12 protein-coding genes are annotated in these 13933 nt (G+C 62.2%); 6 read left to right on the forward strand and 6 right to left on the reverse strand.

Features of this window, described 5'->3' with window-relative positions; translation table 11 throughout:
- Positions 1-42: 42 nt before the first annotated feature.
- Entirely contained in the window at positions 43-306 is a 264-nt protein-coding gene (locus PRZ01_RS12115; RefSeq protein WP_273597053.1) for a DUF1653 domain-containing protein, read from the forward strand.
- Here the strand turns inward: PRZ01_RS12115 and purN are convergent.
- Positions 299-934, reverse strand: a complete 636-nt coding sequence (gene purN, locus PRZ01_RS12120) for a phosphoribosylglycinamide formyltransferase (RefSeq protein WP_273597054.1) — start codon at positions 932-934, stop codon at positions 299-301. The two genes, PRZ01_RS12115 and purN, sit on opposite strands and share 8 nt — an antisense overlap.
- A 34-nt stretch (positions 935-968) precedes the next feature.
- On the opposite strand from purN, the gene trpS reads away from it, so the two are divergent.
- Positions 969-2024: a tryptophan--tRNA ligase gene (gene trpS, locus PRZ01_RS12125; protein ID WP_273597055.1), complete on the forward strand. Its 1056-nt coding sequence runs from the start codon at positions 969-971 to the stop codon at positions 2022-2024.
- Positions 2025-2037: 13 nt separating this feature from the next.
- Positions 2038-2496, forward strand: coding sequence for a DUF3717 domain-containing protein (locus PRZ01_RS12130; protein ID WP_273597056.1), 459 nt, complete (start codon positions 2038-2040; stop codon positions 2494-2496).
- Here the strand turns inward: PRZ01_RS12130 and PRZ01_RS12135 are convergent.
- From PRZ01_RS12135 to ettA, 4 genes are all read right to left on the reverse strand, one after another.
- On the reverse strand, positions 2474-4123 hold the full coding sequence (locus tag PRZ01_RS12135) for a sensor histidine kinase (RefSeq protein ID WP_273597057.1): 1650 nt from the start codon (positions 4121-4123) through the stop codon (positions 2474-2476). The genes PRZ01_RS12130 and PRZ01_RS12135 overlap by 23 nt on opposite strands.
- A 40-nt stretch (positions 4124-4163) precedes the next feature.
- Entirely contained in the window at positions 4164-4877 is a 714-nt protein-coding gene (locus PRZ01_RS12140; protein WP_273597058.1) for a response regulator, read from the reverse strand.
- Between the two features lie 147 nt (positions 4878-5024).
- Positions 5025-5579, reverse strand: coding sequence for a Spy/CpxP family protein refolding chaperone (locus PRZ01_RS12145; RefSeq protein WP_273597059.1), 555 nt, complete (start codon positions 5577-5579; stop codon positions 5025-5027).
- A 185-nt stretch (positions 5580-5764) separates the two neighbouring features.
- Positions 5765-7429: an energy-dependent translational throttle protein EttA gene (gene ettA / locus PRZ01_RS12150; RefSeq protein ID WP_273597060.1), complete on the reverse strand. Its 1665-nt coding sequence runs from the start codon at positions 7427-7429 to the stop codon at positions 5765-5767.
- A 476-nt stretch (positions 7430-7905) separates the two neighbouring features.
- Between ettA and PRZ01_RS12155 the strand changes: the two genes are divergently transcribed.
- From PRZ01_RS12155 to PRZ01_RS12165, 3 genes are all read left to right on the forward strand, one after another.
- Positions 7906-9417, forward strand: coding sequence for a DEAD/DEAH box helicase (locus PRZ01_RS12155; RefSeq protein ID WP_273597061.1), 1512 nt, complete (start codon positions 7906-7908; stop codon positions 9415-9417).
- A gap of 177 nt (positions 9418-9594) precedes the next feature.
- Positions 9595-11493, forward strand: a complete 1899-nt coding sequence (mnmC, locus tag PRZ01_RS12160) for an FAD-dependent 5-carboxymethylaminomethyl-2-thiouridine(34) oxidoreductase MnmC (protein ID WP_273597062.1) — start codon at positions 9595-9597, stop codon at positions 11491-11493.
- Between the two features lie 146 nt (positions 11494-11639).
- Complete coding sequence (locus PRZ01_RS12165; RefSeq protein ID WP_273597063.1) at positions 11640-13193, forward strand: methyl-accepting chemotaxis protein; 1554 nt, start codon at positions 11640-11642, stop codon at positions 13191-13193.
- 33 nt (positions 13194-13226) lie between these two features.
- On the opposite strand, the gene rpiA is transcribed toward PRZ01_RS12165, so the two are convergent.
- Positions 13227-13892 carry a ribose-5-phosphate isomerase RpiA gene (gene rpiA, locus PRZ01_RS12170; RefSeq protein ID WP_273597064.1) on the reverse strand — a complete coding sequence of 222 codons (666 nt, stop codon included), beginning with the start codon at positions 13890-13892 and terminating at the stop codon, positions 13227-13229.
- Positions 13893-13933: the final 41 nt, after the last annotated feature.

Here is a 13933-nt window from a genome sequence, read left to right on the forward strand (position 1 = left end):
CAACCCCAGGCCCTCCAGGCCCCGTCAAACAAACATCACACCATGATCACAAACACTGAAAACAGTGGGACCGACTTGACGCCCCTACCCGCCACCCGATTAGGTCGCTATCGCCATTACAAAGGCGGGACCTACGAAGTCATTGGGGTGGCGCGCCACAGCGAAACGCAGGAGCCGCTGGTGATCTATCGCCCGCTCTACAACGACAGCGGCCTGTGGGCGCGCCCACACGCCATGTTCTTTGGCAACCTGGAAATTGCGGGGGAGACCGTCGCCCGATTCACCCCCACGGACGAAATCAGCTGAACGACTGACTGACGCCGTCAAGTTGGCGCACCCGGCCGCCCTCCTGAGCCAGCCGCCCTCCAACAAACCAGCGCACGGCAGCGGGGTACATCTGGTGCTCCAACTTGAGCACGCGAGCCGACACGCTCGCTTCATCATCATCGGCCAGCACCGGGGCAACGGCCTGAGCCACGATGGCCCCATGATCCAGCTCTGCCGTGACAAAGTGCACCGTGGCGCCAACGAATTTGCAGCCCATCTCCAGGGCGCGGGCATGGGTATGCAGCCCTGTGAACGCCGGCAACAAAGAGGGGTGAATATTGAGCATGCGCCCAACGTAATGCGCGGTGAATGCCGGGGTGAGAATCCGCATGAAGCCGGCCAGCACCACCAGATCGGGTGCAAAACCGTCGATCACGCCCCGTAGCGCCGCGTCGAATTCTTCACGCCGGCGTTCCCCCGAAAAAACCTTGTGGTCGACCACCGCTGTTGCGATGCCATGCTGTGCAGCAAATTCCAGGCCAGCAGCATCCGGCCGGTTGCTGATCACCGCAGCAATGCGGGCGGGCCACTCCTCCGCGGCGCACGCACGCACGATAGCCTCCATATTCGAGCCACGGCCTGAGATCAAGATGACGATGCTTTTCATGGGGCGGCAGTGTAGCTCCCTACAATGATGCACCATGCCAGACATCTCCGCAGCCTCCGCCCCCCAGCCGCCCAACAGCCCTCAGCCCCCAGCCCGCCAACGCGTGCTGTCGGGCATGCGCCCCACCGGGGCTTTGCATTTGGGGCATTACCACGGTGCGTTGAAAAACTGGGTTCAATTGCAATCCACGCACGACTGCTTCTTCTTCGTGGCTGACTGGCACGCACTGACCACCCATGGGCAAGGCAAGCAAGACCGAGGCTGGATCGAGCGCAATGTGTACGACATGGTGGTCGACTGGCTGGCCGCAGGCATTGATCCGGAGCAAGCCACCCTCTTCATCCAAAGCCGCATGCCCGAGCATGCCGAGCTGTTCACGCTGCTGGCGATGAGCACCCCCACCTCGTGGCTGGAGCGCATCCCGAGCTACAAAGATCAGGTCGAAAGGAATCGCGAACTCGCCACCTATGGCTTCTTGGGCTACCCCTTGCTTCAGGCAGCTGACATCCTGATTTACAAGGCCGCCTGCGTCCCCGTTGGAGAAGATCAAAGCGCTCATGTTGAAGTGACGCGGGAGGTGGCGCGCCGCTTCAACCGCCTGTATGCCCCCGATCAGCCCATCCTGCCTGAGCCACTGGAAATGCTGACGGCTACGCCCCGCTTGCCTGGTCTGGACGGCCAGAAAATGAGCAAGAGCGCCGGCAACGCCATCGCCATGCGCGACGCGCCGGGGGTTGTTGACGAGAAGGTTCGCACGATGCCCACTGACCCGCAGCGCGTGCGCCTGGGCGACCCCGGCGACCCTGAGCGCTGCCCGGTCTGGCCGCTGCATGAGCTCTACTCCGATGAAAGCACGCAGTCCTGGGTGCAGCAAGGTTGCCAATCCGCCAGCATGGGTTGCCTGGACTGCAAGCGCCCCCTGATCGAAGCCATCCAAAAAGAACAAAAACCTTGGCATGAACGGGCCGAAAGCTATTTGGCCAACCCCAAGCAAGTGCACTGGATTGTCGAAGTCGGCGCGGAACGTGCACGCGCCGTCGCCCGCAAGACCCTGCGGGAAGTGCGCGCCGCCATGGGTTTGGCCTACTGAAAGGCATCGCCCCATGGCAGGCATCCACATCACCGACATTGAAACCGCCATCAACTGGTGGCGCGAGCGAAGCCCCAGTCGCGATGGCCTGAGCGCCTGTGCCGAAGTGCGCGCCTTGGCCGAGGTGTATGGCCTGATGGTGTATTACCGCGAAACCGAGTGCGACGAGTCCAGCATGCCCGCTGCCGCGCAGGAAGCCTGGCTGACCTGGTACGCCAGCACGCCAGACGCGCCGTGCATCGCAATTTGCTCTACCAGCCAGGGCGATGCACTTTGCAAGGGTTGCGGCCGCACTTTCGACGAAGTTCAAAATTGGCCCGTGATGTCACCGGGCGAAAAACGCGTCACCTGGCGCCGGATCTCGCTGGAAGCCACCGCATGGCGATTCAACCGCTATGCCGAACGCGCACGGGAATTTGTGGGTGTCGATCACCCCCAGCCGCAGCCCGTCAATCCGCCAATGGCAGACTGAGGACGAAACAGCTGCCACCGCCCGCACGGCCCTCACAGCGCACTTGACCACGATGGCGGTTTGCAATCTGCTTGACCAGACTCAAACCCAGCCCCACGCCGCCAGCCTGTTCGGCATGGCCTGGCAATCGAAAAAACGCCTCGAAAATTCGCTCTCGCATCGGCTCAGGCACGCCCGGACCGCGATCGCACACACGCACCACCGCTTGGCCCGCCTCGCGGCTCAAGGCCAGTTCCACATCGTCCCCGCCGTAGCGGCGCGCGTTTTCCAGCAAATTGCGCATGGCCCGGCGCAGTAGTCGGTCTTCACCCATCACCTTCAGTTGGGTCAAACCTTCTGCGGGCTCGAATGCCGCGTTGACGCGTGAGGCCTCTTCAGCGGCCATGCCCAATACGTCCACCGATTCAGCCTGCGTGGTCGACACCCCAGACTCGAGGCGGCTGGCGAGCAGCACCTCTTCCACCAGCGCGTCCAGTTCGGCAATATTGGTATGAATTTCGGTGGCCAAACGGGCTCGCTGCGCCGCGTTGGACTCATCCAGCATGGAGAACGCCATCTTCAGGCGCGCCAAGGGCGAGCGCAGTTCATGGCTGGCATTGGCCAACAAGTTTTGCTGCGCGCGGAGCAAGGCTTCGACTTGCTCCGCCGCTCGATTGAAACTGCCGGCCAGAGCTGCCACTTCATCGTTGCCGTCGTCCTGAACCCGGTACGCCAAATTGCCGGACCCAAATCGCTCGACACCCTGCTTGAGTGACTCAAGGCGCCGGGTGAGGCGCCGCACGACCGGATAAGCACCAGCCGCGACCCCCAGGAACAACAAGACCAGCAAGATCAGCAGCATTTGCCCGTTAGGGCGCGGCCCCAAAAGCGGCAGGCTCCAAGGTGAATCCGGACGCATTGGCCCACCACGCATATCGTGCAAATCACGTGTTTCACGCGCATCGCGCAACTCGCGCAGTTCATGCATCTCACGCGTTTCCGCGCCAAGACGCATAGCAGCGGCCTGCAACAGCCGCCTCGGTCGCATCACCAGCAGACTCCGCCCGTCATCCAACTTCACCTGGATGGGCAAGGCCGCCGCAGCAGCGCTTGTGCTGACAGCGGCGCTTGCGCCTGCATTTGTACCGGCACCCGAACTCGCAGAAACGGCCGCAGCAACCTCTTTGCCCTCCCCCAGGTCAGGCACATGCCGCGGCGCGCCAGCTCCACCGAATCGGCCTTGGGGACCATCCAACAAGCCGGGCGGACGATCGTCAGGGCCGTCGCCATGCGGCGATCCGGCCGGGCCGCCCAGGCGAATCCCCCCAAGGCGGGCCTCTTCTTCTCGCCGCAAAAACAACTCTGACGCCGCAACACGCTGGCCGTTCTGGTCAACCAGCGCAACGGCAAAACGAAGGCGTTGTGCCCACTCTTCAAGCGCCACAGCCTGCAATTCAGCGGGCGCAGTGGCGGGCGGCAAGGCACGCGAGAGCAATTCGGCCATGGCCGTCACCCGGTCACCGGCCAGCGTCTCGAAATTGCCCCGCTCCTGTTCTAAATGCCGCTGAAACAGCCAAGCCGAACCAAAGGCAAAGGCCAGCAGCACCACGACCAGCGTCAAATAGATGCGCAGATACAGTGATTTCATGCGCTGCGCCTCAGGCCCTCTCCCGCTTCACTGGGTTGACTCAACTACTGGCCTCGGCGTCTTGCTTGCGGGCGAACAGATAACCCGCACCCCGCACGGTCAACACGCGGCGTGGATTTTTGGGGTCGTCCTCGATCAAGGCTCGAATGCGCGAAATATGCACATCGATCGACCGGTCGAAAGCATCTAACGGATGGCCTTTCAAAGCGTCCATGATTTGGTCGCGAGACAAGACACGGCCCGGGCTTTGCGCCAACACCACCAACAAATCGAACTGGTGGCTGGTGAAGTCGCACACCTGCCCGTCAACCCGTGCAACCCGCTCGGCCAAATCGATCTCCAGGCGGCCGAAGCGCAGCACATCGTCGTCCTGCGCCTGTGGCTCCAGGCGGCGCAGCAAGGCCTTGATTCGTGCCTGCAATTCGCGCGGCTCGAAGGGCTTGGCCAGGTAGTCGTCAGCGCCCAACTCGAGGCCCAGGATGCGGTCCATGGGTTCGCCCCGGGCCGACAACATCAAGACCGGCAAGCGTCGCGTGTGGCCGTGCGCGCGAAGCTCCCGGCAGAAATCAAGCCCGTCGCCATCCGACAGCATCAAGTCCAGCACCAGTAGATCAAATGCGCCTGATGCCAAAACAGAACGCGCCACCCCTAACGACCCCGCCACACTGACTTCAAAACCAGCACCCGTCAGGTAGTCGCTGAGCATGGTGGTCAGCCGCGTGTCGTCATCGATGAGAAGCAAACGTGAAGGCATAGGCGAAGCTACGTTGCGGTTAGAAGAAGTGCGCGAGGCCACGCCGGAGGGACGAGATACAGGCGCCGGAAATGAAGTGGTAAGCATAAGCGAGTCGCGCAATCAGACAAGGGATGACGGGCAAATTTCAGTCAATTTGCAGCCCACTCAATTCATCGGTTTGGCGGCCTTTTCCGGTGCCTTGGGTGTATCGGGTTTACCCATCTTGTCCTGCATGCGATCGGCGCGGTGCTCGTGCATTTTCTTCATTTTTTCGGCCAATTTGGCACGCTGTTCAGCGCTCAGAACTTTGGCTGCGTCAATCATGGCCAGGCTCATGCGCTTGCTGGCCTGGTCGTGATGGGCTAGCAATTGAAGGCGCAATTTTTCGATGGCTGCGGCGTCGATGGTGGGCGCGGTGAACAAGGCTTGCGCTTGCTCGTGGAGCTTGCGGCCGGCTTCCATCTGGGTCTTCAAGTCGGCACGGGCGGACTCCATGATCTGCTTGATCTGGGCACGTTGCGCGTCAGTGGCATCCGCCGCGTCCAGCATATGCGTCATGCGGCCGGCCATCATGCCCGCATGGCCACCGCCCATTTCTTCCATGCCACCAGGGCCGCCGTGCCCGCCATGGGCTTGGGCCAGGGCAAACGTGCCGCTCACAGCCAGCATGGCGGCAATCAGACTGTGCTTCACAAAGGACTTCGATTTCAGGTTCAGCATGTTTCGCTCCGCGGTTCAATCGTTCAACAGGATGGAATGACTGAATCATCAGCGCCGGAAGTAACGCGCACATGCGCAAGCCGTAAAGTTCTGTGAAAGCCCCGAGGCCAGAATGCAAAAAGGGAAGCCCAGGGCCTCCCTTTTTCTTTGCCGCATCAGCCGCTCCAAGGGGCTGCACGGTCGCTTTACTTGATGGGCTTGAAGCGCATGCGCTTGGGGCGTGCGCCCTCTTCGCCCAGGCGCTTTTTCTTGTCGGCCTCGTATTCATGGAAGTTGCCGTCGAAGAAGAACCACTGCGAATTGCCTTCGCAAGCCAGGATGTGGGTGCAAATGCGGTCGAGGAACCAGCGATCATGGGAGATCACCATGGCGCTACCGGCGAATTCCAGCAGCGCCTCTTCCAGCGCGCGCAAGGTTTCCACGTCCAGGTCGTTGGAGGGTTCGTCCAGCATCAAGACGTTGCCGCCTTGGGCCAGCGTCTTGGCCAAGTGCAAGCGGCCGCGCTCACCACCCGACAGGCTGCCCACCAGCTTTTGCTGGTCATTGCCCTTGAAGTTGAAGCGGCCGAGATAGGCACGGCTGGGCATCACGAACTTGCCCACGGTGATGTTGTCCAAGCCGCCGGAGACGTCTTGCCACACAGTCTTGTCAGACTCCAGGCTGGCGCGACTCTGGTCGACAAAGGCCATCTTGGCCGTCTTGCCGATCTTGACGGTGCCGCTGTCCGGCTGTTCAACACCTTGCAGCATGCGGAACAGCGTGGACTTACCCGCGCCGTTAGGGCCAATGATGCCCACGATGGCGCCAGCCGGCACCTTGAAGCTCAGGTTGTCGATCAGCACACGGTCGCCGAAGCTCTTGCTGACGTTCTCGAACTCGAGCACCTCGTTACCCAGGCGCTCGGCCACAGGAATGAAGATTTCATTGGTGACATTGCGCTGCTGATACTCAACGTCGCTCAACTCTTCGAAGCGGGCCAGACGCGCCTTGCTCTTGGCTTGCCGGCCCTTGGCGTTAGAGCGCACCCACTTCAGCTCTTCCTTCATGGCCTTGGTGCGAGCGTCTTCGGTCTTCTGCTCGGTTTCCAGGCGGCGTTCCTTCTGGTCCAACCAGTCGGAGTAATTACCCTTCCAGGGGATGCCGTGGCCACGGTCCAGCTCCAAAATCCACTCGGCCGCGTTGTCCAGGAAGTAGCGATCGTGAGTGATGGCCACGACGGTCCCAGGGAAGCGCTGCAGGAACTGCTCCAGCCACTCCACCGACTCGGCGTCCAAGTGGTTGGTGGGCTCATCGAGCAGCAGCATGTCGGGCTTGCTCAGCAACAAGCGGCACAGGGCCACGCGACGCTTTTCACCGCCCGAAAGCACGCCGATGATGGCGTCCCAGGGTGGCAGGTTCAAGGCGTCAGCGGCCAGCTCCAGCTGCAAGTCAGTGTTTTCAGAACCAGCGGCGGCGATGATGGACTCCAGCTCACCTTGCTCGGCGGCCAGGGCGTCAAAGTCGGCGTCTTCTTCGGCATAAGCCGCGTAGACCTCATCCAGGCGCTTCTTGGCGGCCAACACGCCGCCAATGCCCTCTTCCACGGCTTCACGCACGGTTTGCGTCGGGTTGAGCTCGGGCTCCTGGGGCAGGTAGCCGATCTTGATGCCAGGCATGGCGATGGCTTCGCCTTCGTACTCTTTGTCCACGCCGGCCATGATCTTCAGCACGGTGGACTTGCCCGAGCCGTTGACACCCAGCACGCCGATCTTGGCGCCGGGGAAGAAGGACAGCGAGATGTCCTTGAGGATGTGGCGTTTCGGGGGGACCGTCTTGTTGAGACGGTTCATCGAATAGACGTATTGCGCCATGGCAGGTGCTTCCTGGAAAATGCAGTGTTGTTCTGGTTGCGGGTGAACGAGCCCCGCCGCGAGCTTTTTGAATTCGACGAACTCAGAGATTTCGCTGAGCATTTGCCAATGCCGCGAAGGCACAGCCAAAGCTCGAAGAGCGCTATTGTCGCAGTTTCGCGGCAGGCCGGGCCCCGCCGCCCATAAGTTCACGAAGATCGCGCCCCCGACAAACCCGCCTCGGCAGCGGGGAAGAGCCAGCAACGCTATACTGGCGCCTGTTGCCGCAGACACCAGTCATCTGCGGCATTCGTTTTTTCAAACCCCGCAGTACCTTGCAAAGTGCTCTCATCCAGCGCCGCAGCAAACCACCCATGCAGGCCCGAAGACTGGCGTTGAACAACGCAACGCGGCCCGGCTCAACCGCCTAGTCAGTTGGGGGCAGCGCCGCTCGCACTCCGAGCGCCCTGTTCCGCAAAGCAAAAAAATAGCAGTCAATGACATTTGAATCCCTGGGCCTGGCCGCCCCCCTGTTGAAGGCCATCGCCGACGCCGGCTACACCACCCCCACCCCCGTTCAAGCCCAAGCCATTCCCGCCGTTCTCAAGGGCGGCGACCTGATGGCTGGCGCGCAGACCGGCACCGGCAAGACCGCCGGTTTCACCCTGCCGATGCTGCATTTGCTCAGCACCGGCGCCCCAGTCACCAACAAGCGCGGCAAGCCCGCCATTCGGGCGCTCGTGTTGACCCCCACCCGCGAACTCGCGGCGCAGGTCGAAGAAAGCGTCAAGACCTACGGCAAGTACCTGCCGCTCAAAAGCATGGTGATGTTCGGCGGTGTGGGCATGCAGCCGCAGATCAACCGCCTGCGCGACGGCGTCGACATTTTGGTGGCCACCCCCGGCCGCTTGCTCGACCATGCACAGCAGGGCACGCTGGACCTGAGCCAGGTGCAAATCCTGGTGCTGGACGAAGCCGACCGCATGCTGGACATGGGCTTTGTGCACGACATCAAGAAAGTGCTGGCGCTGTTGCCGGCCAAGAAGCAGTCGCTCTTGTTCAGCGCCACCTTCAGCGATGACATCAAGAACCTGGCCGACCGCCTGCTGAACCAGCCTGCGCTGATCGAAGTGGCTCGCCGCAACCAGACCAATGAATCGATCGCCCAGAAGGTTCACCCCGTGGGCCGCGACCGCAAGAAAGAACTGCTGTCGCACCTGATCAAAGACGGCAACTGGCACCAAGTGCTGGTTTTCACCCGCATGAAGCACGGCGCCAACCGGCTGACCGATTACCTGAATGACCAGGGCATCAGCGCCATGGCCATCCACGGCAACAAGAGCCAAGGTGCCCGCACCAAGGCCTTGGCTGAATTCAAGAGCGGCGACCTGCAAGTGCTGGTGGCCACCGACATCGCGGCCCGCGGTATCGACATCGACCAATTGCCGCACGTCGTCAACTACGAGTTGCCCAACGTGCCAGAAGACTATGTGCACCGCATCGGCCGTACTGGCCGCGCTGGCGCGCAAGGCGAAGCCGTGTCCCTGGTCTGCGCCGATGAAAACGGCTTCCTGCGCGAGATCGAAAAGCTCATCAAGCGCGAGATCCCCAAGGAAATCGTGCCCGGCTTTGCCCCCGACCCGAATGAACGCGCCGAACCCATCGTCTTGGGCCGCATGATTTTGAACGGCAATGGCAGCCGCAGCAGCAGCGGTGGCCGTGGCAATGCACGCAGCGGTGGTGGCGGTGGCAACGGTGGTGGCCGACCGGGTGCAGGACGCCCATCCGGCGGCGGACGCCCCGGTGCACACGCGGGTCATGGCGGCCAGGGTGGCGAGCAACGCGCACCTCGGCAGGCTGCCCCTCAAGGCCAACGCCAATCGGCTCACGCTGAAGGCGGCCAGCGCTCCGGCGCTCCCCGTCCTGCCGGCAATGGCGGACGTGGTCACGGCGGAGGCAACGGCGGCGGTTTTGGCGGCGGCTCGCGCCTGACCAGCCCTAAGCGCTAAATTGAGCGCAATCGCCTGAACAGGCGGTTCGCCCAAAATCTGTGTCAATCCCCATAAAAATGCCCAGCCCGCAAGGCCTGGGCATTTTTTTCGACCCCAAAGTCCACTGGCCAATCATTGCCATTGATGGCCGCTGATGGCCGGCCTGGCGCCACATTCCGACGATAGAGTCATGCAGTGAAGACCCAGCCCATACGCCCAGCCTTGCACCCAACCGCCAACGAAGGCCCCGATGCGGCGGCCGTCGCAACCCGCCAGCGTGTATTTCTGGCCAGCGCCCACCTGCCCGAGCGCTGGGCAGACGCCTCTCGATTTGTCATTCTCGAAGCTGGCCTGGGCCTCGGTCATCACTTTCTTGCCGCCTGGCAGGCTTGGCGACAAGACCCCCACCGCTGCCAGCGTTTGGTCTTCATCAGCATCGAGAAGCACCCACCTCGCCAAGCCGATCTGGCGCGCGCGCTGAAAGACCACCCTTGGCCCGATTTGACTGGCCAACTCCTGGAAGCCTGGCCTCCGCTAACGCCAAATCTGCACAGGCTGAGCTTCGAGTCAAGTCAGGTGCAACTGCTGCTCTGTCTGGGCGATGTTCATGCGTGGCTGCGCGAATTGGTGGCCGAGGTGGACACCTTTCATCTGAACCCACCTGCGCCCGACGAAGCCGATACGGTATGGGACGCTCATGCCTTCAAAGCACTGGCTCGGCGAGCCGCGCCCGGCGCCACGCTCACCATCGGCGCCGACGCCAGTCCCGCTGCGCTGATGCACGCAGGCTTGTCGGCGGGGGGCTTCACGCTTGACGCTGAGCACAATTTGGCAAGTGACAGCGCGCTGTGCACGGCGCGGCATAAGCCCCGGCACCACGCCCAAAAGCCCGCCGGGCGACAAGCCTTGGCCCCCGCTGCAAAAACCGCGCTGATCATCGGCGGCGGGCTTGCAGGCAGCGCCTGCGCCTGGGCGCTGGCCCAGCACGGCATTCAATCGCAGGTCATCGATGCCAAAGCTGGCCCAGCGCAGTCGGCCTCAGGCAACCCGGGGGGCTTGTTTCACGGCACGCTCAATCCGGATGACGGCCTGCATGCCCGCTTCAACCGCGCCGCCGCCCTCGAAACACAACGCGTCCTGCGCAGCCTGGCGCCCCTGCCCTGGCTGCAACAAGGGCTGCTGCGGCTTGAAAGCAATCGCGATCTCGCCCAGATGCAAAGCTTGATCGAGCGACTGGGCCTCCCCCCTGACTACGTGCAGGCGCTGTCGGCAGCGCAGGCCTCCGCGCAGTGTGGCCTCACCTTGCAGCAGCCCGCCTGGCTCTACCCCGGCGGCGGCGCACTCCCCCCCAGCGGCTACGTTCGCGCCCTGCTTGAGGCGGCGAAGGCCGACACTTTGTTCAATGCCGACATCGCCCAAATCAGCCGTGACGGCGATCACTGGCAGGCTTGGGACGCGCAGGGAGAACGACTGGGCCAGGCCCCGCTGCTGGTGCTGGCAGGTGGTTTGGAAGGGCACGCTCTGCTTCAGGCACAAGCCGTCAACCTGAGCCCCATGCTGCTGCGCCTGCGCGGGCAACTGAGCCACCTGACACCCGCAGCAATTCGGCCGGCCTTGCCGGTTGCCGGCCTGGGCTATGCCATCGCCGATCGTGAACAAGGGCTGTGGTGCGGCGCGACCAACGATGCCGAACCCCTCTCACAGCCCCTGGACGCAAGCCTGCGCCCCGAAGACCATGCGCACAATCTGGCGCAGTGGTGGGCCTTGTCGGGTCAGAGGAATGCCGATGCACCGGCAAATCCCCCCATGCATGGACGTGTGGGCTGGAGACTGGCCACACCCGACCGCCTGCCCCTGGTGGGTGGATTGCCGCTGCCGGCCTACGACGGCCGCCGGGATCAGGCGCGCTTCATCCCGCGCCAAGCAGGCCTGGCGGTTTGCACGGCCCTGGGATCGCGGGGGATTGCCTGGGCCGCGCTGTGCGGCCAAGTGCTCGCCGCCCAAGTGACCGGGGCACCCTGCCCGATTGAATCATCACTGCTGGATGCCATCGATCCTGCTCGCTTTGCGGTGGTACGCAGTGATGCACGTTGACTCCCGATGAAGCACGCTGAAATAACGCTCAACTTCGACTGATAAAAGCCGATATCTGACGAACGCCTTCGGCTCAGCAAGCAGGTCACCGACACCCCCGCAGCGAACCCGTTGAAGCGTTTGAATTTCTCAGAAAGCTTTCTCTCATGTCGATTTCGTTGTTGTCTGGTCGCACCATTGGCCACCGTTTGGGCCTTGTGCTCAGCCTTGTTTTGTTGATATCTCTGGCTGGATCCGGACTTGGTTTTTGGGCACTCAAGCGCGTAGCCGAGGAGACAGAACGCACCTATCAAGTCAATTTGAGTGCAGAGCGGCTGGCCAGTGACTGGCACCGAAATGTGTCTGGCGGCGTCACGCGTGCCACTGCCATTGCGGTGGCTGAAGACAACTCTCTGGCCACCTACTTTGCGCCCATGGCAAAGGCATCAGCCGCGCAAACCTCTGAACTTCAAAAGCAGGTTGAAGCCCTGTTGGACACCCCCAGAGAGCGTGAACTGCTGAGCCAAATCAACACCGTGCGAACCGACTACATTCGAATGCGCGATGCCATTGCGGCGGCAAAAAAAGCGGGCGAATCCGACAAAGGTCGCAAAATTTTCGATGACGAATTTGCCCCCACGGCAAAACGCTATTTGGACGTACTGCGCCAACTGGTGGAAATGGAGCGGGAACAACTCGATACCAGCGCCAAGCTCAACAGCGCCACCAACGAGCGGGCCCGCCTGGGTTTACTTGCATTTGCGCTGTGCGCGCTGGTCACCGGTGCGGCCCTTGCCACCTGGCTCACAAGGTCAATCACCGGCCCTTTGAAAGAAGCCGCAAAAGCGGCACAGGCGATTGCACAATTTGATTTGCGCCAGCGGATCAGCGTGGGCAACAGTCAGGACGAAACCGGCCAGTTGCTCAACGCTCAACACACCATGCAACAGGAATTGACCCGCTTGGTGCGTGACTTACGCAACGCCACGGACAGCATCGGCACAGCCAGCCACGAAATTGCCACCGGCAATTTGGACCTATCCTCGCGTACGGAACAAACAGCCTCCAATCTGCAGGAGGCTGCTGCGTCCATGATTCAGCTGACAGGCACCGTCAAGCACACCGCCGAGGCAGCAGTCACCGCCAACCAGTTGGCAAGCTCCGCCTCCGAAGTTGCCAGGCGCGGCGGGGCCGTGGTGGCTCAAGTGGTCAGCACCATGGAAGAAATCAGCACCAGTTCCCGCCGCATCGGGGACATCATCGGCACGATCGACGGCATTGCATTTCAAACCAATATCCTGGCCCTGAATGCCGCCGTTGAAGCGGCGCGCGCGGGCGAACAAGGCCGCGGCTTTGCGGTGGTCGCTGCCGAAGTCCGCTCCCTGGCACAGCGTTCCGCCGAGGCAGCCAAAGAAATCAAGACCTTGATCAACGCCAGCGCCGAGCGTGTGGAGTCGGGCACCCATCTGGTTCAAGCGGCGGGCAGCACGATGGACGACATTGTGGCCAGTGTTCAGCGCGTGACGGACGTCATCGCCGAGATCAGCGCCGCTTCGCGCGAGCAAAGCGACGACATCAATCAGATCAATGCAGCGGTCAGCCAACTCGACCAAATGACGCAGCAAAATGCCGCGCTGGTCGAAGAATCTGCCGCCGCCGCAGAGAGCCTGCGGGATCAATCAGGCCGGCTGACGCAGGCGATCGGCGTGTTCAAGCTTTAAATCGAACGCTCAACGTCAAAAGACGCTGCCGACTTATTGCCCGAAAGCCAACGTCTTCACGCCGCTGGCAGTGCCCAGCAGACAGACACTGGCACGGTGACGGGCAAACACGCCCACGGTGACCACGCCGGGCCACTGATTCACTTCCGTTTCAAACGCCAGGGGGGCGGTGATCGTCAGGCCGCGCACGTCCAGAATGTGGCAGCTGTTGTCGGTCACCACGCCGGCGCGCAGCGTGGCCTCGGCACCCATGGCCGCAAAGCGGCGCGCAATTTGCGCAGCAGCCATGGGAATCACCTCCACGGGCAGCGGAAATTTGCCCAGGGCATCCACCAGCTTGCTCTCATCGGCAATACAAACAAACTGAGTCGCCAAGTCGGCCACGATCTTCTCGCGCGTCAGCGCGGCGCCGCCGCCCTTGATCATGTTTCCACCGTGATCGATCTCGTCAGCGCCGTCGATATAGACGCCCAAAGCAGTCACTTTGTCGGCGTCCAAAACGGCGATGCCCAGCGACTTCATGCGCTCAGTGGAGCGCACCGAGCTGCTCACGGCGCCTGCAATCTGAATTCCGCTGGAGGCCAGAGCGTCGATGAACTTGTCCACCGTGGAGCCCGTACCCACACCAATAACCGTACCGGGCTGCACATATTGAAGAGCCGCCTGGCCGACCAGGGTCTTGAGTTCGTCTTGAGTCATGATGAAGGGGATGAAGGGGATGGGAATGTCACCATTATCCC

Origin of the sequence: Roseateles koreensis (assembly GCF_028595305.1) — a bacterium.
Taxonomy (GTDB): domain Bacteria; phylum Pseudomonadota; class Gammaproteobacteria; order Burkholderiales; family Burkholderiaceae_C; genus Paucibacter_A; species Paucibacter_A koreensis.